The 23960-nt window shown below is 37.4% G+C and carries 17 protein-coding genes; 1 reads left to right on the top strand and 16 read right to left on the bottom strand.

The window, feature by feature from the left end; genetic code table 11:
- Positions 1-79: 79 nt before the first annotated feature.
- Both OMO38_RS13720 and dnaN read right to left on the bottom strand, forming a co-directional pair.
- On the bottom strand, positions 80-1306 hold the full coding sequence (locus tag OMO38_RS13720) for a dipeptidase (RefSeq protein WP_264750767.1): 1227 nt from the start codon (positions 1304-1306) through the stop codon (positions 80-82).
- Between the two features lie 312 nt (positions 1307-1618).
- Complete coding sequence (dnaN, locus tag OMO38_RS13715; RefSeq protein WP_056078450.1) at positions 1619-2749, bottom strand: DNA polymerase III subunit beta; 1131 nt, start codon at positions 2747-2749, stop codon at positions 1619-1621.
- Positions 2750-2980: 231 nt separating this feature from the next.
- Here dnaN and OMO38_RS13710 point away from each other — a divergent pair, with 231 nt between their 5' ends.
- Positions 2981-3337 carry a diacylglycerol kinase gene (locus tag OMO38_RS13710; protein ID WP_264750766.1) on the top strand — a complete coding sequence of 119 codons (357 nt, stop codon included), beginning with the start codon at positions 2981-2983 and terminating at the stop codon, positions 3335-3337.
- Positions 3338-3398: 61 nt separating this feature from the next.
- On the opposite strand, the gene OMO38_RS13705 is transcribed toward OMO38_RS13710, so the two are convergent.
- The 14 genes from OMO38_RS13705 to OMO38_RS13640 form a co-directional block, all read right to left on the bottom strand.
- Complete coding sequence (locus OMO38_RS13705; RefSeq protein WP_264750765.1) at positions 3399-3731, bottom strand: gamma-glutamylcyclotransferase family protein; 333 nt, start codon at positions 3729-3731, stop codon at positions 3399-3401.
- Entirely contained in the window at positions 3732-4361 is a 630-nt protein-coding gene (locus OMO38_RS13700; RefSeq protein ID WP_264750764.1) for an SGNH/GDSL hydrolase family protein, read from the bottom strand. It abuts the gene before it with no gap.
- Position 4362: 1 nt separating this feature from the next.
- Complete coding sequence (locus OMO38_RS13695) at positions 4363-4749, bottom strand: barstar family protein (RefSeq protein WP_264750763.1); 387 nt, start codon at positions 4747-4749, stop codon at positions 4363-4365.
- A 130-nt stretch (positions 4750-4879) separates the two neighbouring features.
- Entirely contained in the window at positions 4880-8578 is a 3699-nt protein-coding gene (locus OMO38_RS13690) for a phosphoribosylformylglycinamidine synthase (RefSeq protein WP_264750762.1), read from the bottom strand.
- A gap of 42 nt (positions 8579-8620) precedes the next feature.
- Positions 8621-9637 (bottom strand): hypothetical protein, encoded by a 1017-nt coding sequence (locus OMO38_RS13685; protein ID WP_264750761.1) that lies wholly within the window; start codon positions 9635-9637, stop codon positions 8621-8623.
- 38 nt (positions 9638-9675) lie between these two features.
- Positions 9676-11103, bottom strand: a complete 1428-nt coding sequence (gene purB, locus OMO38_RS13680; protein ID WP_264750760.1) for an adenylosuccinate lyase — start codon at positions 11101-11103, stop codon at positions 9676-9678.
- Between the two features lie 399 nt (positions 11104-11502).
- The gene (gene bglX / locus OMO38_RS13675; RefSeq protein ID WP_264750759.1) at positions 11503-13830 is read right to left on the bottom strand and encodes a beta-glucosidase BglX; all 2328 of its coding nucleotides are present in this window, start codon (positions 13828-13830) and stop codon (positions 11503-11505) included.
- Positions 13831-13965: 135 nt separating this feature from the next.
- On the bottom strand, positions 13966-14532 hold the full coding sequence (locus OMO38_RS13670; RefSeq protein WP_264750758.1) for a hypothetical protein: 567 nt from the start codon (positions 14530-14532) through the stop codon (positions 13966-13968).
- Between the two features lie 31 nt (positions 14533-14563).
- Positions 14564-15271 carry a carboxylesterase family protein gene (locus tag OMO38_RS13665; RefSeq protein ID WP_264750757.1) on the bottom strand — a complete coding sequence of 236 codons (708 nt, stop codon included), beginning with the start codon at positions 15269-15271 and terminating at the stop codon, positions 14564-14566.
- A gap of 387 nt (positions 15272-15658) precedes the next feature.
- On the bottom strand, positions 15659-17044 hold the full coding sequence (locus OMO38_RS13660) for a glucoamylase family protein (protein WP_264750756.1): 1386 nt from the start codon (positions 17042-17044) through the stop codon (positions 15659-15661).
- Positions 17045-17243: 199 nt separating this feature from the next.
- Positions 17244-18638 carry a glucoamylase family protein gene (locus tag OMO38_RS13655; protein ID WP_264750755.1) on the bottom strand — a complete coding sequence of 465 codons (1395 nt, stop codon included), beginning with the start codon at positions 18636-18638 and terminating at the stop codon, positions 17244-17246.
- Between the two features lie 44 nt (positions 18639-18682).
- Positions 18683-19666, bottom strand: coding sequence for a LamG domain-containing protein (locus OMO38_RS13650; RefSeq protein ID WP_264750754.1), 984 nt, complete (start codon positions 19664-19666; stop codon positions 18683-18685).
- Positions 19667-19681: 15 nt separating this feature from the next.
- Complete coding sequence (locus OMO38_RS13645; RefSeq protein ID WP_264750753.1) at positions 19682-21145, bottom strand: RagB/SusD family nutrient uptake outer membrane protein; 1464 nt, start codon at positions 21143-21145, stop codon at positions 19682-19684.
- A gap of 17 nt (positions 21146-21162) precedes the next feature.
- The gene (locus OMO38_RS13640; RefSeq protein ID WP_264750752.1) at positions 21163-23955 is read right to left on the bottom strand and encodes a SusC/RagA family TonB-linked outer membrane protein; all 2793 of its coding nucleotides are present in this window, start codon (positions 23953-23955) and stop codon (positions 21163-21165) included.
- Positions 23956-23960: the final 5 nt, after the last annotated feature.

Here is a 23960-nt window from a genome sequence, read left to right as displayed (position 1 = left end):
TTTCATTTCCTCAGCATTTCGGTTTTGCAAAAAAGTTCAGTTTATTATTTGCTCTTTATGTAATATGGCTCAGCACCATTTAATTTTTATGATCAGTTGCTTCACCAAAAATTCTGCAGTAGTTTCCTCCACCTATTTTTCCGATTGCGTTTTCACTGAAACCAGCGTTTAGTAAAGATTCCACCACGCTGTAATAAAACCCGCGTTTCTGGTCAGCCCAATTTGTATTGGTCGTTTTTTCAATGTGTTTCTGTTGCTGCTTACCAGAATTCTGTTCAGACTGATGATCTTTATCCGTATTTTTATTCTGCTTAGGTTTATTTTGAGACTGTCCCCAATTATCATTTGGTGAATGATAAGCAGGCGTCATTTTGGTATCGGTGCCTATCGCGACATGATCGATTCCGACCACACCAACCATTGCTTTGATATTCTCTGCAAAGTCGGAAGGTTTTTCAGCAAGGTGAGTCCATACTCCAATGACGCCACCATTTCCGGCAACTATTTTTGCCTGCTCTTTACTGATGAGTCTCGGAAGCATCATTTTAGACATCATTTCATTATTTCCAAGTCTGGTGTTGAGGCCGGAATGAGAAACGAGAACAGGTTTTTTTGCTATTTTGAGTACAGCATTGATGGTATTGTTATCGCAATGCGAAAGGTCAATTAAAATCCCCAACCTTTCACATTCTCTGACCACTTCCGCACCAAAAGCTGTCAGTCCACCCCATTGTGGAGGATTTGTAAATACATCACCCAACGGAACCGATGCATCGTTATCATGAAGCAATCCAAAATGTCTTAAACCTCGATCATAAGCAACCTTCAACCGTTCAATTTTTCCTTCTAAAAAATGTCCGCCTTCTACAGACTGAATTACGATGGGTGTTTTTGCTCTCTTTGCTTCTTCAAGGTCAGCAAGATTGAGAGCTCTTTTCATTGAATTATCTTCAAGTACCTGATCCATCGCTGTCAAACCATTTAAAAATCTGTCGTAAGCTTGGCCTTTTTCAGTGAGTTTTTGATAGTCTACTGGAAAGGTCATCACAATACCGGACAGACCTGATTTTTTAATTTCACCTCTCAAATCCAACTTCGGTCCGGGAAGTTCGCTCAAAATCAATGGAACATCGACATGATTGTGCGTATCAATACCAAAAGTTTTTGAAACAATTCTTGCAATCTTATCGTCTTTTGCACTGAAATCAGTCCATGACGAAAAAGGATTTATAAAAACAAACGCACCCGCACCGCCCATTGCAGCGATAAATTTACGTCGTGACCAATGATGCTGACTATTCTCCAATTTTTTATTTTTTTAAACAGTTTAAATTTAAAAAGATTACATTCAAGTATTGCACATGATCTTTTCTGATCAGGAAACATTTTAAACAGATTAATATTGTGATTTTCCTTGACTTTAATCTTACATCAATCACTTTTATCCTGTTTTATATGACAAAGTAAAATCAATTAAAACTTAATCTCAAATTTATTAGACGAACTTGCCAATTGTATAGACAAACGAAAGCATTTTATCCCGAAAAATTAATTTACAGAAACAAAAAAGAGGCTTTGAAAATTATCAAAACCTCTTTCAGTATTATTAAATTTAATCTTACAACCCGATTACCGGCATTGATAACATTAAAATGTTTTCGTTTTCTTCCAGACCATCCAACGGCTCAATGATTCCCGGTCTGTTGGGTTGAGACATTTTCATAGTGATATCGTCTGCTGCCAAAATACCCAACATTTCAGTTAAAAACTTAGAGCTGAAACCAATGTTGATATCTTCACCATTGTAGTCACAAGGAATCTGCATATCTGCTTTGTTTGCATATTCTGTATCTTCTGCATGAAGGTGAAGAATATTGGCAGACAGTTTAAATCTCACCTGATTTGTCGATTTATTTGACATGATAGAAGCTCTTCTGATCGCTCCCAACAGTAAATTTCTGTTAATCGTCAATACATTCGGGTTCTCTTTAGGAATTACAGCAGTATAATTCGGATATTTTCCGTCAATTAATCTACAGATCCAGATGTGTTTTCCGAAAGTAAATTTAGCCATATTCTCATTGAAGTCGATGGTTAGATCTTCGTTTGAGCTTGCTAAAATATTTTTGAAAATATTCAGAGGTTTTTTAGGCATAATGAATTCCATTGGCTCGGCATTCATCAAATCTGTTCTTTTATACACCACCAATCTGTGAGAATCGGTAGAAACAAAATTTGTTTCGTTTTCACCAAACTGGAACAAAACTCCTGTCATTACCGGACGTAGAGAATCGTTACTCGTAGCGAAAAGTGTGTTGGTTAAAGCTTCAGATAAAACTCCCGCAGGCATGGTCACGCTTTGCGCAGATTCAAATTCCGGAAGTTCAGGATAATCGTCTGCATTGTCTAATGCCACCGCAAAATTATCTTTCTCATCTAAAATCTCAAGTTGGCTACCGGTACCTTCAGCATTGTCTTTTACGACAAGCGTCAGCGGCTGTTCGCCATAGGTTTTTATAAAATCCTGAAAAATTTTGGCAGGAACCGCAAATTTACCGGCATCATCAGACTTTACATCCAATGAAGTTACCAAAGTTGTCTCGCCGTCAGAGGCGGTAATGGTAAGGTTATTTTCGTTTAACTCAAAAAGATAGTTTTCTAAAATCGGTCTCGACTGAGAGCTTGATATTACGCCACTTACAGTTTGCAATGCTTTCTGCAGTTCACCACTTGAAATAATAAATTTCATATGTAGATAATTATTGTTTTTAATTGGTCACATGTAATCGCAAAACTAAAACAAAAGTTTATTTTAGAAAACAAAAGCGATTTCATAGATTTAAAAATAAGTTTTTACAAATATAACAAATAGAACACAGATAGAAAAGAATAATACTGAGAGTTATTAACAACCATCAAAAGAATTATTTTTTTTCTAAATTATTTAATCAACTATCTTTGCCAAACATCAATTGTAAAAATGAGAAAACCTCCCATCCATAAAAGCTTTATCAACTCCTTTCGTGGAATTTGGATGATGCTTAAGTCTGAGAGAAATTTTCAGATTGAAGTGGTGGCTCTGCTGATTAATATTTTTTTGATTTTTTATCTGAAACTTTCTGCGCTTGACACCGTTTTGGTTTTAACAGTTTCTATTGGAGTTTTAGCCGCTGAAACTTTCAATACAGCCATCGAAAAGATTTGCGATATCATTCATCCGGAATTTGATAAAAGAATCGGTTTCATTAAAGATATTTCCGCTGGAGCTGTGACTATGATTGCGGCAGCTTCTGTTATTGTGGGCGTTTTTGTGTACTGGAAATATATTTTTGGTTAATTTTGTGTTCCCACAGATTTCACCGATTTTTCTGCTGTACTTCTTTTACGAACTTTTAAGCCTATTTTCCCACGTAGATAAATCCTTTCTTTCCGGATTTAAAAACAGTTTCAATTCTTTTGTAGTCGTCCACTTCGTATTTATCAGCCTGAAGAATTTCCTCATCGCTCACTTCAAAAAGAACACCTTCCACTTCATGTGCACTATCTCCTGAAAATTCCAAAATCGGATGGTATTTCTGATTACTTTTCCGTAGAACTTCGGGATCTTTTATTTCAAGCATTTTCAATTGATATCCAATAAGAATATCTTTTTCACCACTTAAAATTCTTCCAAATGTTTCGAGTTGAACCTGCTCTTTCTGTAAAGTTCCGTAAGAAAATAAGTTTGGCATTTATAAATATTTTTCAATAATTGGAATTGCGATTTCAGCCATCATTCCATATCCTTTTTCGTTGGGATGTACACCGTCTTTGGAAAGTAATATTTCTTTATCTTCTAAAAATGCCGAATGAAAATCAATATAATTTAAAGAATTTTCAATGGCAATACCTTTCAGAATTTGATTGTAAACCAAAACTTCTTCATTCGTTCTTACTTTTCCGGTTGCGGAAATTTTACCCGCTATTTCCTCTGAAATAGGAAGAATACTCACCAGATAAATCTCTTTTGAAAAATTCAGCGCCAGCAGAATTGCCTTTTCAATATTCACTTTAAATTGTTCAGGATTTACCATTTGCTTTTGATCTTTCACAGCCAAATCATTAGCACCATAACCAATGAATACAATATTTCCATCCTCGGCATTTCTGGCAGTCATTTCGTTTTGAATTCTTTTAACCAAACCTTCTGAAGTTTCACCGCCAATACCAAGATTGAAAAGAATTAATTCGTTTCCTCCTTCACTGTATTGCTGCAAAGCATACCGTTTGAGAATATCGACCCAGCCACCGAAAACGCCATCGTATTCGCCATAAGTTATACTGTCGCCGAAAAACAATCCGTACATCATTTTCTTCTTCATTTCAATCTAAAACTAAGGTTATATTTTTATGCGATTCAATAATTTCAATTAAAATATTGTACAAGGTCTGTCCGTTTCCGGAAATCAAATCATCCAGTTTTTGTTGAGCTAAATTGATATTAAAAGGCTTTCCTTGTCTGATTTTATCTTCGTAGAATTTCTTTGTTACTTCTAATCCTAAATCTTGCCTTGATTTTTGAGAATCTTTCCAGATCATTTCACCTTTAAATTCATACAAAATATCATCAAATCCATCGAGCGTACCGACTTTCCAATCTTCATCTTTCATTAAAACCTGGGAAACTTCTTCGTAAAATCCTGCTAAATCAGAAAAACGGCTGCCATTGATGACAGCCGATTCTCTTTTATTTTTATTTGAAGTATTCAATCTAATTATAAATATTTCAACAGACAGTTTTCCTAAAACCTAACGGGTTTTGAAAACCCGTTAGGTTTGAAAGTCGTATTTTAAACTCAGTATTTTTAAAGCCAAAAGCAAATTGCCAAAAGCAAGCTGCCTACTTAAAGTACTCCACTCCGTTTTTGAAGATATTATGATAATTCGCAGTCGGAATATTTTTCATTAAACCTTCTGCAAAACGTTCAGGGTGCCCCATTCTACCATAAATTTTTCCACACGGACTTGTGATTCCTTCAATTCCGAATAATGAGTTATTAGGATTGAAAGGCATTCCGTGAGCGATGTTTCCATCTAAATCTAAATATTGAGTCGCAATCTGTCCGTTCTCATACAACTTCTGAATTTCTTCTTGCGAAGCCATAAAACGACCTTCGCCGTGAGAAATTGGGATGGTGAACACCTGATCTTTCATTCCTTTTAACCAGGGCGATTCGTCATTCAGAACTTTCACATTCACCATTTGAGAAATATGTCTTCTGATCGCGTTGTGAGCCAACGTTGGAGAATTTTCGTCCAGATCCTTAATGCTACCGTAAGGCAATAATCCTGACTTCACCAAAGCCTGGAAACCGTTACAGATTCCAATGATCATTCCGTCTCTGTCGAGCAATTCGTGAACGGCGTTTTTCATCTTTTCGTTCTTCAAAACATTCACGATAAACTTGGCAGAACCATCCGGTTCGTCACCCGCAGAGAATCCTCCTGAGAACGCTAAAATCTGCGACTGTTTAATTTCTTCCACCCATGCATCGATGCTTTCGTCAAGCAACTGATGATTGATATTAATCAAAGGCAAGCTGCTAACAATTGCCCCTTCTTTTTGGAATGCATTCAGCGTATCATATTCGCAATTTGTTCCCGGGAAAACCGGTGCGAAAACTCTCGGCTGTACAATTCCGTGTTTTTTAATAACTATATTTCTTGGTTTAATTGAGTTCAGTTTTGAATCTAATTCAACCGTTATTTTTTCTTTTTCAACCGTTGAGAAAAGGTTCTCAAAGGTATTTGTATTCGCTTTAAGTAATTTTTCGATTTCAAAATTCAAACCACTGATTTTGAGAATATTTACATTTTCAACTTCACCGATTAATTGAAGATCAACAGAACTTAATTCTTCAATTGATTCAATGATCAGACTTCCGATATTTTTTGCCAATAAAACGTTCTCATCAGCAACAGTTATTTCAGCCCCTAATCTGTTCCCAAAACTCATTTTGGCTAAGGCAACTGCAACACCACCTTCCTTCACAGTCTTCACAGAAACGATTTTTCCTGCCTTGATATTTTCGAAAATCAATTCAAAAACTGTTTTCAGATTTTCATAGTTTGGAAGTCCGTTTTCCTGTGGAATATGGTTGAAAAAATACAGTTTATTTCCTTCCTGTTTAAATTCTGGTGAGATCACATTTTTCTTCTCACCGTTAGCACAAGCGAATGAAATCAACGTTGGCGGAACATTCAAATCCTGATACGTTCCACTCATTGAATCCTTACCACCAATGGCAGCCAAACCAAGGTTAATCTGCGCATCGTAAGCTCCCAAAAGTGAAGCCAAAGGCTTGCCCCATTTTTCAGGATTCTGACCTAATTTCTCAAAATATTCCTGGAAACTTAATCTTATATTTTTATAATCGCCACCCATCGCAACGATTTTCGCAACGCTCTCAACGACTGCATAAGAAGCTCCCAATAACGAGTTTTGCTTTGAAATTTCAGCATCAAATCCCCAACTTGCAAAGGAAACGGTTTCAATATCTTTAGCTCCTAAAATCGGTAAAGTCTGAGCGCTTCCTTCCATCAAAGTCTGCTGATATTTTCCACCTAAAGGCATCGCAACCGTAGTCGCACCAATTGATGAGTCAAACATCTCTAATAAACCTTTTTGAGAAGCAACATTTTTATCTGCAAGGATTTTCAAGAAATTCTCTTCGTTGAAAACGGGAGTGTCTTCTATCACTTCATTAAGATGCGTAATCTTAACTTCCTGACTTTTTGAACATCCGTTGGTATCCAAGAATTCTCTTGAAAGATCAACAATTTTATCACCTTTCCAGAACATCTGCATTCTCCCTGAATCTGTTACTTTTGCAACTTCTACAGCCACAATGTTTTCAGCCTCACAGAATTTGATGAACTGTTCTTTATCTTTTGGTTCAACCACAACCGCCATTCTTTCCTGAGATTCAGAAATAGCAAGCTCGGTTCCGTTCAAACCTTCATATTTTAAAGGCAAGACATCCAGATTAACCTCCAAAGAATCAGCGATTTCACCGATGGCTACTGAAACTCCACCTGCTCCGAAGTCATTTGATTTTTTAATCAGTCTCGTCACTTCAGGATTTCTGAATAATCTCTGGATTTTACGTTCTTCAACGGCATTTCCTTTCTGAACTTCAGAACTCATTGTGTGGATAGAAGTTTCATCCTGTTCTTTCGAACTTCCGCTTGCTCCGCCAACACCATCACGACCAGTCGCACCACCTAAAATGATGATCGAATCGCCAGCCTCAGGCTTTTCACGTCTTACCCAGTCTACAGGAACGGCGCCGGTAACAAAACCAACTTCCATTCTCTTTGCTTTGTAGCCTTCATCGTAGATTTCAGAAACCATTGTGGTCGCGAGACCGATTTGGTTACCGTAAGAAGAATAACCGTTTGCCGCCTGTTTTGTGATTGTTTTTTGAGGTAATTTTCCTGGCAATGTGTGACTTACAGGTTCTAAAACATCAGCAGCACCCGTCAATCTCATCGCTTGGAAAACGAATGAACGTCCGGACAAAGGATCTCTGATCGCACCACCTAAACAGGTTGAAGCACCACCAAATGGTTCAATTTCTGTTGGGTGATTGTGCGTTTCGTTTTTGAATAATAAATACCACGGTTCTTTTTTACCGTCGTACTCAGCTTCGATCTGGATCGTACAGGCGTTGATTTCGTCAGAAACCACCAGGTTATCCAGGTTGCCTGTTTTATGGAAATACCTTCCGCAAACGGTCGCCAAATCCATTAAAGAGATTGGTTTCAATTCGCGGCCTAAGAATTTTCTTTTTTCGATGTAATCATTGAAAATAGTTTCCAATGTATGTTTAAACTGACCTTCAAATTCAATGTTTGACAGCTCTGTTTCGAATGTTGTGTGACGGCAGTGGTCACTCCAATATGTATCTAAAACTTTCAGTTCAGTTTCTGTAGGATTTCTCTTTTCAGTTTTAAAGTATTCCTGAATGAATTTCAAATCATCCAATCCCAATGCAAAGCCGTGAGAATTAAAGAATTCTTCCAACTGAGCATCATCAAAACTGATGAAATTTTCGTGAACCAAAACCTTCGAAGGCGTTTCTTCTGCAGGAATATTCAGTGTTGACAAATCTTTTTCCTGAGATTCCACTTTATTGATCAAAAGGTCTTTGATTTTCACCAAATCAGCTTCTGAAATGCCTTCAAACTGCATAAGCTTACCGCTTCTTACTTTTGATTTCTCATTTCCAGTCAGTAAAGCGATACACTGCTGTGCAGAATCTGCACGCTGATCGTATTGTCCAGGCAAAAATTCCAATGCGAAGTAAACTCCTTCTGCAGGATTTTCTTCGATTAAAATATCGGTAACAGGATCCACGAATGTGCTGTTGACCACTTTTTCGAATTCACCGTCATTTAATCCAAAAATATCGTATACGTTGTACACTTTTACACTTTGGATAGACGGAACCACCGCTTTTACTTCATCAAAAATTTTTGGACTTTCTACATCGAAAATTCCTCTTTTTTCTACGAAAATTCTTTTGTTTTGAGACATTAGATGTCAGATATTTATATATTATTAGACTTATTTGTTAATTTACTCATCTTTATTCAGATCAGTTTTTTTCCGCGAATTTACAATAAGATAGTACTTTTGAGAAGTATTATACTCGATTGAATTTTCCTGTTTCCACTTTTGGTAGCCTTTGTAATCAAATTGATGATTTTCTGGAGGAACTAATAAATAATAATAACTCTCCATCAAAAATTCATCTATAAAGCCTGATTCTCTAAGCTTTGTAAAGAAGCCAATTAAATTATTTGTTTCGTAACCTCCTTTGCTAGGTTTTGGATTTTTTTCCGTTTTATAATCAATAAAGCTATTAATTCCTGCGATTTGATAGTTTAAAAGAATTCCCGGAATTCCTGAAGCTCTTTCATATTTATTTACATTTTCATATATCCATTTCATCTTATTAGTTGCACTACTCATAGCGCTTCTCAGCATTAAAGAATCACGGAAACAGGCTTTTGCATAATAAATATTCGAATATCTCGTCAAAGGATTTTTTTCAACAATTTTTGAGGGCATTATTTTTTTCAAAAACTCATCCTGTCTATTATCCAGAGCCAATGTATCATTTCCTTTCTGACTTGTTTCTGAAACAAATATCCAAAATCCGGCATCATAAACTCTTACATTGATTAATCTGTCAAGATGCGAAAAATAAGTGCTAATTCCATTGAGTTTAAAATTTCCGTCTTTAAAACTTATTGTTTTATTGATAGCCTCTTTAGGACCGTATCTTCTGCCTTTAAGATTTTCGAAATAATAATTAAAAAGTCTCTCTTCATCAAGACCTCCTAAAACTATTTTGAACTGAAAAGTAGCATCACTATTTTCATTTTTATATTCTGCGGAAAAAACACTATCATTTTTAGAGTTTGTAAATAAAGCTGTCCTTGAAAAACTCCCCAAATTCATTGGCACCGAAATTCCAGAAATAGAATGTTCGAAATCTGTAGTTGATTTTATTTTTTTATTCAGTTTTAACTCCTGCGAAAATATTATCACAGGACCTAAAAGCATTAGAAAAAAAATAAAAATCTTCATACAATTATTAAAAAAATATGCAGCCGAAGCTGCATAAATTATACTTTCAGATCAGATTCTAAACCAATCAACTCGCTGTTCGCATCCAAAATCGGCTGAACTTCATTGGCAATGAATTCTTCCGTTTGTATTGGTGCGAAACCGATAAAGTTTTTAGGATCAAGAACTTCTTTCAGTTTTGATTTATCAAGCTTCAGAGAATGATCGTTTAAGATTCTTTCGATCAAATCATTTTCCTTACCTTCTTCTTTCACCTGCTTGGAAGCTTCCATTGAGTGAACTCTGATTACTTCGTGGATTTCCTGACGGTCGCCACCAGCTTTTACTTCTTCCATGATGATGTATTCCGTCGCCATGAAAGGAAGTTCTTCCATAATATGTTTGTTGATTCTGTTCGGATACACCACAATTCCGTTCATGATGTTGTTCCAGATCAATAAGATTGCATCAACCGCTAAAAACGCCTGAGGAATCGTTAATCTCTTGTTTGCAGAATCGTCCAGTGTTCTTTCAAACCATTGCGTTGAAGCTACCATTGCAGAACTTGTCGTCAAAGACATTACGTATTTTGCCAGTGCTCCGATTCTTTCGCTTCTCATCGGGTTACGTTTGTAAGCCATTGCAGATGAACCAATTTGATTTTTCTCGAATGGTTCTTCAACTTCTTTTAGATTTTGAAGTAAACGTAAATCGTTGGTGAATTTATGTGCAGACTGTGCGATATTTCCTAATAAGGCAACCACTTTCGCATCAATTTTTCTGTCGTAAGTCTGACCTGAAACTCCGAAAACTTTTTCGAAACCGAATCTTTTTGACAATTCTTTATCTAAATGTTTTACTTTAGAATAATCTCCGTTGAAAAGCTCCAGGAAACTTGCTGCAGTTCCGGTTGTTCCTTTTACTCCTCTGAAACGTAGAGTTTCTAAGAAGAAATCAAGTTCTTCGATATCTAAAACTAAACTCTGTAACCAAAGTGTCGCTCTTTTTCCAACAGTCGTTAGCTGAGCTGGTTGGAAATGGGTAAATCCTAAAGTTGGAAGATCTTTATATTGAATTGAAAAATCAGCAAGATTTTTCATTACGTTCACCAACTTTTTCTTTAAAATTAATAGTCCGTCACGAATTTGAATTAAATCTGTATTATCTCCTACAAATGCCGAAGTTGCTCCCAGGTGAATAATTCCTTTTGCAGAAGGCGCCACATCACCATAAGCGTGAACGTGAGCCATCACATCATGACGGAATTTTTTCTCGTAATCTGCCGCTTTATCGTAATCGATATTATCAACATTGGCTTTCAACTCTGCAATTTGCTCGTCTGTGATGTCAAGACCCAAGTCTTTTTCAATCTCAGCCAACGCGATCCAAAGCTTTCTCCAATTCTGGAATTTGTTGTTGTGAGAAAAGTTAAACAACATTTCTTCGCTGGAGTAGCGCTCTTCCAATGGATTTTTGTAGGAATTCATTCTTTCTTTTACTTTTTAGATGCACAAAAATACGGATTTTGATTGAGAGAGAAAAATTGTGAGGCTGGTTTTAGGAGTGGTTTAGGGTTGAATGAAAATTTGCTTTTATCTCACGGCGCTTAGGCTCCTTTCGATTCATCTACGACGAATGGAAATATTAAGAATCAGTGGTAACATTTGATAGGTTTTTAAGGTGACAAAAAGTAGTCATTAAAGACAAAAACCCTAGCCACGATAGTAACGGTTACCCCACAGCACGCGCCGGCAAAAGCTTTGGAGCGAGGAGTATGAGTGGATAGCGTGAAAGAGCTTCTAATAGAAAAATTTAATATCATTACTGACATTTTATTTTGGTGGAGAAATAAAAAAGCCACTCTTTCGAATGGCTTTGTGTATAATTTATTTTGTCCAGTTAATTTTTGAGTGTTTAACTTCTTCAGAATTGGTGCCAATCATGATTTCAAAATCTCCGGCTTCCCAGTCGTATTTTAAATCTCCGTTGTAGAATTTAAGCTGTTCCGGAGTGATATCGAAGGTTACTTTTTTAGATTCTCCTTTTTTCAGCATCACTTTCTGGAATCCTTTCAGTTCTTTTACCGGTCTTGTAATGGTTCCTACCCAATCTCTGATGTATAACTGAACCACTTCTGCTCCGTCATAATTTCCTGAATTGGTAACCGTTACCGAAGCCTGAACCGTCTGATTTCCTTTCGGATTTGCGTTGGAAACTGTCACATCAGAATAGGTAAATTTAGTATAGCTCAAACCATAACCAAACGGATACAATGGTGTATTACATTCATCCATATAATTGGAACGGAATCTTTGATATTCACATTTATCAACCAGTTTTTGGTCTAAAGGCCGGCCTGTATTTTTAGCATTATAATAAATTGGAACCTGTCCAAGACTTCTTGGGAAAGTCATCGGAAGTTTTCCTGAAGGATTTACTTTTCCGAAAAGAACATCAGAAATCGCAGATCCCGCCTCGGAACCCGGAAACCACACATTCAGAATTGCATCAGGAGTATCTTTGATATTCGTTATAGCTAAAGGACGGCCTGTAAAAAGGACGACTGCGATTGGCTTTCCTGTCTTTTTCAATTCATTTAATAAATCAACTTGTGATTGAGGTATGGTGATTTCAGTTCTTGAAGAAGATTCTCCGCTCATTTCGGCAGATTCTCCAATAGCCAAAACAATGACATCAGCTTTGTTGGCAATATCAACAGCTTCTTTTAATAAGGCTTCTTTTGAACGGTTGTCTCTGTCGGTTTTCTTGCCGTGCGCTGCGTAGATTTCTTCGAGCTTAGCATCGTAATCAATGTTCGCACCTTTTGCAGAAAGGAATTTCACTTCTTTTCCGAAGTTTGCCTGAAGACCCTGCATCAGATTGACTGCATTGGCATGCTTCGAAGCAACACTCCATGTTCCCGGCATATTCATTGAGTTGTTGACCAACGGACCGATCACCGCGACCGTTCCTGATTTTTTCAATGGTAAAACCTGATTTTCATTTTTCATCAAAACCATCGACTGAGCTGCTGCACTTCTGGCGATATTACGGTTTTCCATATTGTAGACTTCTTTTGCAGCCAATTTTACATCTCCGTGTTTGTAAGGATTATCAAATAAGCCTAAGTCGTATTTAGCTTCCAGAATTCTTTTAGCAGCCATATCGATTTCCGCCTGAGTTACTTTTCCTTCAGCCAGAGATTTTTTTAATGTGGTTAAAAAGCCTTCTCCAACCATATCCATATCAACACCAGCTTTCAAAGCCAAAGCCGATACCTGCTGCAGATCTCCCATTCCGTGATCCACCATTTCGTTGATTCCGGTATAATCTGTAACGACAAAACCTTTGAATTTCCACTGGTTTCTTAAAACTTCAGTCTGTAACCATCTGTTTCCGGTTGCCGGCACGCCGTCCACTTCATTGAAAGAAGCCATCACCGAAGCAACACCTGCATCAACAGCCGCTTTGTAGGGTGGAAAATATTCGTTAAACATTCTCACGTGGCTCATGTCCACGGTGTTGTAATCTCTACCCGCTTCACCAGCTCCGTATAATGCAAAGTGTTTTACACAAGCTAAAATATTGGTTCCATTCGCTAAATCTTTCCCCTGATAACCGTAAACCATGTTTTTCGAAATTTCACTTCCTAAATACGGATCTTCACCTGAACCTTCGGAAACCCTTCCCCATCTCGGTTCGCGGGAAATATCCACCATTGGCGAGAAGGTCCAGTTGATTCCGTCTGCTGCGGCTTCTCTTGCAGCTACTCTTGCAGATTGCTGAACCAGATTCATATCCCATGAAGCTGCCAATCCTAATGGAATTGGGAATGTTGTTTCATAACCATGAATAACGTCCATTCCGAAGATCAAAGGAATTTTCAGGCGGCTGTTTTCTACCGCTACTTTTTGCACAGCTTTAATTTTCTCAGCACCTTTTATATTGAAAAGTCCACCGACTAATCCCTGCTCTACTTTTTTTCCGATGTCTGAACTTTTTGCTAGACCTGTGGTAAAATCACCTGAACTTGGCAAATTTAATTGTCCTATTTTTTCGTCTAAGGTCATTTTAGCCAAAAGTGCATCGACAAAAGCTTTTTTCTTTGCCTGATACTGCGCAGTCTGATAAGACTGAACGGGCTTCGTGACCATTTCCTGTGCCGAGAACATTGGTGCCAATGCCAAAGTGGCGATTACAATTAACTTTTTCATGTATCTTCTTCTTTAATTATATTTCTTTTTTTTTTAATTTTAATTTTTCGACGCAACGTTTGCTAAGATTTTTTTCTAAATCGTCCTTGCTATGTTTTCGCAAGGGAGTTTCCACTCAGCAAATGTTATTTTCAACTAAACATATACTTCTCGGATATATTGCATTATGTTTTTTAAAATAATCTTGTTAACAAAATCTTTCTTAACAATTCCATTTTCATTGTTTCTTCTCCAAAAATCATAAACCTGTTCGATTTCTTCAGAAATTAAAAAATATTCATATTGCGCTTTTTTAAATTCCTGCAATTCGGAATAGTTGAAAATTCTTTTTTGCTTAAAGTTTCCATTAAGAATTTCTAAATATTCAAATATCCCATCTTTTGGTTCATCTCCAAATTCACCTTTGAAATCATCTATTCTAATAAGCCCAGAATACCATTCAAACTTATTTTCCGGGAAAATTTCTTCTCGTAAAGATTTCATATTAAAATCTATGTCAGTTAACCATTCCAGTTTATTGATACACAACTCATCATTTTTCACTTCAAACTGTGCAATATATCCTTTCCAAAGCGCACTACACGAGATTTCGAATTCAGGACGTTTCTCTGGAAATTCAAGGAAATATCCTTCGATTAATTCAACATCTAAGTAAAATTCCTGATTTTCGTAAATAAGTGTATCTTTTATCTGTTGAGTCATTTTATGAATAGATTTTAATGAAGTCCTAACATTATTTTTCTTTCTTCTTACTTAACATCCATTCGTACAAGGCAGGATTTGAATAAGTTGAATCCCAGGAGTTGTGATTATCATTCGGGAAGATCGTCAATTCTGCTGATGGATTGACCGGATGGAGTTTTTGGTAGAAATTAAAAGCATTTTCGGGCAAAACAACATCATCCATTCCGCCGTGATAAATCTTCATGTTGAGATTTTTGTACTGATGAATATTTGCGTACATCACTCTGTCGGTCGGTGCACAAACAGAAACAACTGCTGCAAACATTTCGGGATGTTCCATCGCTAATTTCAGAGTTCCCCAACCACCCATTGAAAGACCGGTAAGGTAAATTCTGGAATCGTCGATCTTGTACTTTGACTGAATTTCTTTGATTAAGTGATACACCGTCACCGTGTCCCACCAAGTATCTGCCGGACATTGAGGTGCTAAAATTGCGACCGGCTCTTTGATTAAATTCTTATACGTAAAAGGACTGTGCGCTTTTACTTTTTCGAGATCATTTCCCCGTTCGCCGGAACCATGCAGGAAAACCACCAACGGTATTTTTCCTTTTGCATTTTTAGGATAATCGAGGATATAGGATATTTTTTCTGCACGTTTTACGTCTTTACTGAATGTGGTTTTTAATTCCTGAGCATTTAAGTTCAGTGAAAATGGTAGGAGTAAAAGTGGAAGATGTTTTAGTTTTAAACTCATATTTCTTTAAGTTTTGGCTAAAGCCGTTTGATTTTTTTTTTGATCGGCTGTGTTGGTGGTTATTTAAATTGAACCCTTTCAGGGTTCTGAATTTAACAGGTTCTTTTTCCATCGGTTTCACCGACGGCTATTCAAATTAAACCCTTCGGGTTTATATATTTCAGCTTTAAATACTCTGTCACAGTTTGAAACTTTATCTGACCTTCCAGCTTTATACTTTTGGCGGTCAGATGTCACTAGCCCTGATGGGAACGGCATCCTTTTTTTGTGGCAGACGGAACAAAGTGGAGACTGACACAAAAAAAGATACAGTGGACAGCAGGATTAAGCTCCTAAAAGGCAATTGGCTGATGGCTTTTGGCTGTTAGCATTTCGCATAACTGACGTTTATTTGATGTTGTATTTTTCTGATTTAAAACTTAGTTTTTTCAGTCCCTGCTGGATTTCGGGGGCATTCATAAATAATTTCCACAAAAATCCGGTGCGGTAGTTTTCAATCATCGGGGCAATTGTTCCCTGATCGATGGCTAAATACCTTGGCGTCGTCCAGTTGTCATAATGAATGGACGTCGCATCGTAAGGACCTGCAGAGCCGATGAATTCTGGCTTTTGAGTATACATAAATCTCAAAAAGTCCATAGATTCTTTTGGTGTATACGGGAAACTGCTCAAAGCGGCCGTTGGCGTGATAACACCGTGGTCATTTTGTGGAAAATGCGCGTCATACCCCACTCCGCCATCTTTGTTTCGTGAATAACCTGCCGTTAATCCCCAGTAGTTTTCACCGTAGCCTTTCCATTGCTTTGGATTTTCGACGCAGTATTTGTAGTCGATTAAAACCTGATTTTTATTTAAATCAAAATAGTTTTTGATCAATTTATCCGACAGATTTGTAGGATCTAAACCGATGTAGGAATAATGTGCCCAAAAAAGTGGCCCGCCATATTCTTCGGCTCCGTTGTGCTTGACAAACATTGGAAGTCCGTACTTTTCTCTGTCTGATAGATAAGTCCCATTTCTCGTCCATCCTTTTTCATACGTTTCTGCATCGATGGAAAAGGTTGGTGATGACGCCGCAAGAATGTAGGTGATCAGACATTCATTGTAGCCCTGCAACGGAAAATTCATTTCCCACTGATATTCCGGTGACCAGTGCCAGTACAAAACTTTTTCGCCGCCTTTGGTATACCAGTTCCACTGAATTCCTTTCCAGAGTTCGTCGCATTTTTTGGCTAAAGCTTTTTCTTCGGCATTTCCGTTTTTGAAATATTCGCGAACCTGAATGATACCTGTGGTCAAAAAAGCAGTTTCTACTAAATCTCCACCGTTATCTTTCTTTCCAAAAGGAACCGTTTTGCCGGTTTCTCCGTTGATCCAGTGTGACCATGCACCTTTGTGACGGTCTGCTTTTGCAAGGAAATCCATCATCTTGGTCAGTCTTTTCACAGCTTCTTTTCTGGGAATAAAACCTCTTTCTACACCCACTAAAATAGTTGCCAATCCAAATCCTGAACCGCCGGTGGTGATAACGTGTTTGTCGTTATCCGGATAAATATTGTCTTCATGGTAGCGCTCTCTCCCCAGTTTTGAATTGGGTTCTGCGTAATCCCAGAAGTACTTTAAAGCATCTTTCTGAACTTTATCCATCAACTGATTGTCTGAAATATTATCCCCAACGGTTTTGTTTTGAGAAGTATTTTGAGTGGTTGATGATGTTGTTGTGCAGGATATGATGGTCAATGCTGCAATTCCTGTAAGTGCTAATTTTTTCATTCTAAATTTTATTTTTAAAAACTTTGCTAAAGATTTTAAACTTTAGCAAAGCTGTATTAACCGGTTCAATTTCTTATTTCCATATGAATAATAATAACCTAAGTCTTTTTATATTAAAACCGTTTTATTGTTTTAACAAGCTGCTAACATTTTTAAAAGTTAGTAAGCCTGAATTTATTTCAGCCTGATATCCTCAATTTTAAAAACCATGTTGTGAAGAATGGAAACCTAACTTAAGAAGTCCCTGTCGTATATCGGGAGCATTCATGAACAGATTCCACAGAAACTGGTTTTTGTGATTTTCAATCATTGGCGCGATAGTGCCCTGATCAATTGCCAGATATCTTGGCGTTACCCAGTTATAATGCACGGAGTATGCATCGTATGGTCCTGCAACTCCCACGTATTTACTGTAATTTTCGTTATACAAAAATTTAAGCATATTCATACTTTCGGTTGGCGTATACGGCATGTTTGACAGTGCAGCTGTAGGTGTAATAACTCCCAAGTCATTATTCGGCTGATGTGCAGAATATCCGGTAGAACCGTCTGCATTTCGGGAATAACTGGCGGTTAATCCCCAACTTTTAGAGTTGTATCCCTGCCATCCTTTTGGATTTGTAACCGAGTACTGATACATGATTTTTGCATGATTGGTCGTGGCAGTGCCGTAATTTACATAATCATCCGTTAAACCTCTTGGGTCAAGTCCTAGGAACGAATAATGTGACCAAAACATTGGTCCGATGCTTCCCGGAGCCCCGTTGTGAGCAACTACGACAGAATTTCCGTAGACGCTTCCGCCGTTGGCAATGCTTCCGTTTCTAGCCCAACCTTGCGTGTAAACTGGTTTATCTATGGTAAAAGTAGGTGAAGCTGCTGCCATTACATAGGTAATTAAAGTTTCATCAAAACCTTTCAACTGCATATTCATCTGAAAATTGTAATTCGGAGACCAGTGCCAGTACAACGTGTTTTCTCCTTTTGTATACCAACTCCATTCAATACCTTTGAAAAGGGTGTCTGCTTTTTGTGAAAGAGCAAGTTCTGAAGCATCAGTAGAACTTTTAAAGTATTCTCTAACACAAATCAGTCCCTGCGCTAAGAATGCTGTTTCTACCAAGTCACCACCATTATCCTGTGAACTGAAAGGAATTACCTGTCCGTTTGTGCCATTCATCCAGTGTGGCCACGCCCCGTGAAATCTGTCAGCATTTTGAAGAAAGCTGAGTGCAGTAGTTAATCTTGAAACCGCTTCTGCTTTGGTCACATACCCATTTTTTATACCTACTAAAATTGTCATCAAGCCAAAACCTGATCCTCCCGCAGAAACAACGTTAGCATCCTGTCCAGGATTGTCGGTGTGGTATCTTTCTCTGGCGAGTTTTGAATTGCTTTCTGCCAAATCCCAGAAATATTTGAGCGCATCTTTCTGCACCATCTCGAGAAGTTGGGTGTCTGTGTAATTGTTAGGAACCTCAGTACCTGCGCCGCCACCGCCAATAGGAGTTCCTTCGCTTGGAGTACCATCATCTGAGGAACAAGATCCCATAATGAGACCTAAAAATAATATTGCTGCTGTAAGTTTTTTCATGTTCAAAGATATAGAAAAGAGCCCGATAGAGGGCTCTTTTGAGATTATCGATTGTCTTTTTCGAGTTTATATAACGCAATTGCTTCAGAAGATTTCAATGCGACATTGTAAAGTCTGAATTCATCCAGCTGACCCGCGAAACTTGTTGCCCAATCCTGTTGTGATCCGTTATTTAGGGGTGGTACTGTTTCAAACTGATGTGAACCAAAAACTACCTTACCATTAGTACCAGACATTTGGAAAGCTCCATATCCAGAAGCTCCACTTGGATTATTAGCTCCCCCTGGATCTGATGCAAACCATGAGGCTGAACCACTAAGTTCCCCACCAGCAGGTGAATATGCAAATCCATCTAAATTTTTAGCCGCTTCACCATCTTGATAAACATAACATTTGCTTGTAGTTGCATCATAAGCAAAAACCATGTGAACCCATTTGCCTTTATAGCCATCCAAATTGGCGATAACACTTTGTCCTTTCCATGCAGCTGCTGGGTTGCTTCCTTCAACTCCTAACTTTAATCGGATTCTATCAGGTTTAGAAGAGTCAGGATTCTCAATAAATAAATTAATCCCACCCCAAAATTCTGTTGGACGAACAATTGAAAAAATTCCTTGGGCACCTTTTCCCTGTCCCGGCGTAGCTGCGCTTACGGTTCCATCGCTTTTCATCCAAAATGCGATCGTGAAACTTCCATTCAGTCCCGTTATAGCTGTACTGGCATTTCCTACAGAATATTTCATGTCTGTCGCCGATCCATTATAAGCCATACCTTTGGCACCAGTCGCATAATTTACAGCCATAGGCATTTGATTAGTAATATTATTTTTACTATCAAGTAAATTGTTCTCAAAACTCATTTTAGCAATTAAGTTTCCAGAAGCAATAGCATCTGAGTTTGCAAAGCCCCCAATATCAACGTATGGAATTGCGGGATTATCTTTATCAATACTATCCTCACAGCTCAGAAACAATGCACCTAATATCAATGCAGAGCCAAAATATTTCAAATTTTTGTATGTTTTCATTTTTTTGTATTTGTATTAATAGCCTAAGTTTTGCGATGCAAGTCCTTTTGCTTCAAGTATAAACTTATTGGGTACTGGAAATACTTCATGTGTTCCAACTTTAAAAGTCTTACCGTCAGCAGCCATAGCCGCCTGTGCCTGACCGGTTCTCACGATATCAAACCATCGATCATGCTCCATAGCTAATTCCAGCCTTCTTTCCTTGTAGATGGCAGTTCTCATGTCTGCCTGAGATACAGCTGTGGTGTTTGCTAAACCTGCCCTATTTCTTACCTGATTAAGGAAAGTGGCAGCATTAGCAGTTTGTCCTAATTCATTCATTGCTTCAGCTTTCATTAGCAATACTTCTGAATATCTTAAATAACGAATGTTTGCATCTGAATCATCATCACCTGTAAACGCAGATGAATATGCTTTATAATTATAATAATTATTTTCTACCGTTGCAGGAACTAACCTGCCATCATATAAAGTTACAGGTTTAATAATAATTGTTGCGTCTCTTCTTTCTGTATCACCGGCTGCGTTAAATGCATCTACTAAGTTTTGTGAAGGAGTGTTAAAGCCCCAGCCCCATCCACCAGCACCTCTCGCTCCCTGAACTTGAGAATACTGCTGAATTCCTGGTTGACTTGGACCTCCTTTACCCTGAATTTCAAAAACAGATTCAGCATTATTTTCTCCTGACACTTTATAGATATCTTGGAAATTAGGAGTCAAAGAATAACCAACGACTTGGTCACAATGATCAATTACTTGTTGCCATTTTTTTTGATACAATGCAACTTTTGCTAATAATGCATGTGCTGCACCTTTTGATGCTCTACCAATATTAGTTCCTGAATAAGCATTTTTTTGAGGTAGTGTAGCAATAGCAGACTGTAAATCACTTTCGATAAATGCGTAAATTTCTGCTTTAGATTTTCTGGTAAAAACCATAGTTCTGTCTGCTTCGGTGTTCTCAAAAACTTTGTCCACCAATGGTACGTCACCATAACTTCTCACTAAGATAAAGTATGAAAAAGCTCTCAAAAATTTAGCCTCCCCTTCTAGCCTACTTCTTAATGATGCGTCTGCTTTGTCTAGAAGTGGCAGATATTTTAAAGCTTGGTTTGATCTGTTGATAGCCTGGTAGTGACCTTCCCAAACATCTTGGAAAGACGGAGACGTTGAAGAAAAAGTCAGTGCATCCAGCACATCTTTGTCACTTCCTGAATCTCCAGGTGAAGAACCTTTGTCAGCATCATCTGTTACAATACTGCTCATTCCAATCCATGCAAACGAACTGATATTCCAATCAAGATATTTAGAATAGATTGCTGTTACAAAACTTTCTGCTCCTGCATCATTGTTATACTCATTCAGCAAATCCTCTAATGCAATCTGCTGAGTAGGCGTAGTATCAAGAAAATCTTCACTACAGCTATTATTAATAAAAGTAAGTGATAATATAGATAGTAATACGATTGTTTTTTTCATAATAGATAACTTAGTAATTAAAATTTAACATTTACTCCAAAAACGAACGAGCGAAGAGATGGATATGCATCTAATTCTACCCCGGCAAGTTCATAAGGGTCACCATTTGCGTTAAGTTCTGGTGAAAACCCTGAGAATTTTTGGAAAATAAAAGGATTGATTGCACTCACATAAAATCTAAGTGAAGAGATATACTCTACAGGCTTCTGAAGATTAAAACCTAATGTAATATTATTGACTCTAAAGAAATCTCCTGATTCTAAATAATACGTAGATGCAATCGGAACCGCGTTAAACGGTGCTGGATTTCCTGCATTTGTATTTGTCGCAGTCCAGAAATTAGATGCCACATCATACTCTACATTTTCTCCTGAAAATCTCTGCGCCTTCTTACCATTATATACCTTATGCCCAAACGCACCAAATCCATTTACTGCTAGATCTATATTTTTGTAACGTAAGTCTATATTGATACCCATTGTAGATTTTGGAATGTAAGATCCAAAAAACTTTCTATCCTCGGCATCCTGAGAGCCGGTTCTGCCATTTCCATTGGTATCTACATAGGTCATATTTCCGTTAGCATCATAGCCGTTTGTTTCCCATAAATAGAAGCTTCCTAAAGGTTGTCCCACAGCTTGTTCTCCAAAATATTTTGTCCATTGTCCGTTCCCAAGGCTGCCTCCCTGTTTAATATTTACATTAGAAAATACTTCATCAAGATTATTCTTGTTCTGCGAAAAGTTTGCATTGATCGAATAGCTGAAATCTTGTCCCGCTGTATCTTGCCAGCCTAAACTAATCTCATATCCTTTATTAGAAACCTGACCTAAATGAGAATATCCTGAAAGTCCTATACCAGCCGGAGAAGGAGGTAAAGATGCCAAGATAATATTTTTGGTTATTTTATTATAGATATCAACAGATCCTGACAATCTTTTGTTTAAAAAGGCAAAATCTACTCCACCACTTGTTTCTTCGGTAATCTCCCAACCCAAACTTGGATCTAAAAGCTGATTATTAGTTGTTCCGTTTGAATTACTAACCCCACCGAAAGAATAATTATATTCTGCTCCTGAAGAAAGTGTAGCTACGTTCAGTGGAACATTTTGATTACCTAATCTACCCCATCCTCCTCTGAATTTAAGTAGGTTGATAACATTATTCCCTTTTAAGAAACTTTCTTCAGAAACAATCCAGCCTGCACCGAAAGATGGGAAGTTACCCCACTTCTGACCTTCTGCAAATTGAGAAGAACCATCTCTTCTAATTGTTGCTGTCAACAAGTAACGATTCATTAATTTATACTGAGCTCTTCCGAAATAAGACACTGTTCTATTTTCGTTAAAATCAATACTGTTAAAGTTTTTTAGACTACCATTTGTAACATAGTCAATACCTTCCAAGTTCCAATAATTGCTGTTTCCTGAAAGATTTTGTCTTACCATTCTTAATCTGTCGATACCTGATCTGAAAGAAGTTTCTGTACCGGCAGTTGCTTCAATATTATGAATATCCGCAAAAGTTTTAGTATAAGTAAGATAATTTGTCAACTGCCAATTATAATAATTTTCAGTGACATTGGTTAATTGGTTTGTGAATGTTGCAGGAGCCTGACCAATGAGTCTTACACCATTATCGAAAATATAATTCTTGTAATTATAATACTCTCCGCTGAACTGTGATGTAAATTTAAGACCGTCAAACAAATCCATATCTAGCTTCAAACCACCCTGCATCTGCATAGATTTTTGTCTTTCATTGTTTAGCTCAAGCTGTGCCAGAGGGTTTCCGACATTATTAAATGACGACAATCCTGTAGGTGAAGCAAATCCGTTTCCACCTACTAAAGAAACACCATATTGCCCATCTGCAAAACGAACAGGAACAATTGGCGACTGCTTATAAGCAGAAGTGAAAACACCTAGAGGTTTTGGAGTAATGTTAGAAAACGCAACGCTTAAATTCTGTGATAAAGTAATACCCTTAGAAATTTTAAATTCGTTATTAGTTCTTACAGTTGCTCTATTGTAATCTGTACCTCGCAAAATAGCTTTCTCGTCATAGTTATTTAAACTCAAAAAATACTTTGCTTTATCAGAAGATCCTGAAATACTGATATTGTGTTGATTATAAACACCTGTTCTAGTAACTGTATCAAACCAATCTGTATTTACTGGTTGATCTTGAGAAAAACGTGTTGTGCCTAATGCAAGATTATTATAAAGTGAGAAAAGATTGCTTCCAGCCATCTTAACTTTTTTCAAAGGATTTCTAATACCAATAAATCCATCATATTCAAGCGTAATACCCCTACCTCTACCAGATTTTGTAGTGATAATGATAACACCATTCGCTCCACGATTACCATAGATTGCCAGTGATGAAGCATCTTTTAATACATCATAGGTAAGAATATCATTTGTGTTGATATTGTTAATATTATCAGCAAACAATCCATCTACCACATATAAAGGATTTCTACCTCCTTCAACAGTACCTAATCCACGAATTAAGATTGTCGGCGTTGATCCTGGTAAGTCAGATGCCGTAACTTGTACACCGGCAACTTTACCTTGAATTGCTTGAGAAGCATTCAAAACTTTAGTTTTAGAAACCTCTTCAGCTTTTAGAGAACTTACTGCAGTAGTATTATCTACAGCTTTTCGGGATCCATATCCAATCATAACAACCTCCTCAATCTTCTGCTCTCTGGAAACAGTATCTTGGGTCGTTGTTTGCCCGTTGACGTTCATACCAAAGTATAAAACAGCAATCAGACAAGAATACTTTAAATTAGTTTGTTTCATATAGT

This window comes from Chryseobacterium kimseyorum, from assembly GCF_025971945.1.
Taxonomy (GTDB): domain Bacteria; phylum Bacteroidota; class Bacteroidia; order Flavobacteriales; family Weeksellaceae; genus Chryseobacterium; species Chryseobacterium kimseyorum.
This window is presented reverse-complemented; position numbering and strand designations above follow the sequence as displayed.

Coding starts and splice junctions, on each gene's coding strand:
- dnaN (WP_056078450.1), bottom strand. CDS start 2,749: ATGAAATTTATTATTTCAAGTGGTGAACTGCAGAAAGCATTGCAAACT.
- OMO38_RS13710 (WP_264750766.1), top strand. CDS start 2,981: ATGAGAAAACCTCCCATCCATAAAAGCTTTATCAACTCCTTTCGTGGA.
- OMO38_RS13705 (WP_264750765.1), bottom strand. CDS start 3,731: ATGCCAAACTTATTTTCTTACGGAACTTTACAGAAAGAGCAGGTTCAA.
- OMO38_RS13700 (WP_264750764.1), bottom strand. CDS start 4,361: ATGAAGAAGAAAATGATGTACGGATTGTTTTTCGGCGACAGTATAACT.
- OMO38_RS13690 (WP_264750762.1), bottom strand. CDS start 8,578: ATGTCTCAAAACAAAAGAATTTTCGTAGAAAAAAGAGGAATTTTCGAT.
- OMO38_RS13685 (WP_264750761.1), bottom strand. CDS start 9,637: ATGAAGATTTTTATTTTTTTTCTAATGCTTTTAGGTCCTGTGATAATA.
- purB (WP_264750760.1), bottom strand. CDS start 11,103: ATGAATTCCTACAAAAATCCATTGGAAGAGCGCTACTCCAGCGAAGAA.
- bglX (WP_264750759.1), bottom strand. CDS start 13,830: ATGAAAAAGTTAATTGTAATCGCCACTTTGGCATTGGCACCAATGTTC.
- OMO38_RS13670 (WP_264750758.1), bottom strand. CDS start 14,532: ATGACTCAACAGATAAAAGATACACTTATTTACGAAAATCAGGAATTT.
- OMO38_RS13665 (WP_264750757.1), bottom strand. CDS start 15,271: ATGAGTTTAAAACTAAAACATCTTCCACTTTTACTCCTACCATTTTCA.
- OMO38_RS13660 (WP_264750756.1), bottom strand. CDS start 17,044: ATGAAAAAATTAGCACTTACAGGAATTGCAGCATTGACCATCATATCC.
- OMO38_RS13655 (WP_264750755.1), bottom strand. CDS start 18,638: ATGAAAAAACTTACAGCAGCAATATTATTTTTAGGTCTCATTATGGGA.
- OMO38_RS13650 (WP_264750754.1), bottom strand. CDS start 19,666: ATGAAAACATACAAAAATTTGAAATATTTTGGCTCTGCATTGATATTA.
- OMO38_RS13645 (WP_264750753.1), bottom strand. CDS start 21,145: ATGAAAAAAACAATCGTATTACTATCTATATTATCACTTACTTTTATT.
- OMO38_RS13640 (WP_264750752.1), bottom strand. CDS start 23,955: ATGAAACAAACTAATTTAAAGTATTCTTGTCTGATTGCTGTTTTATAC.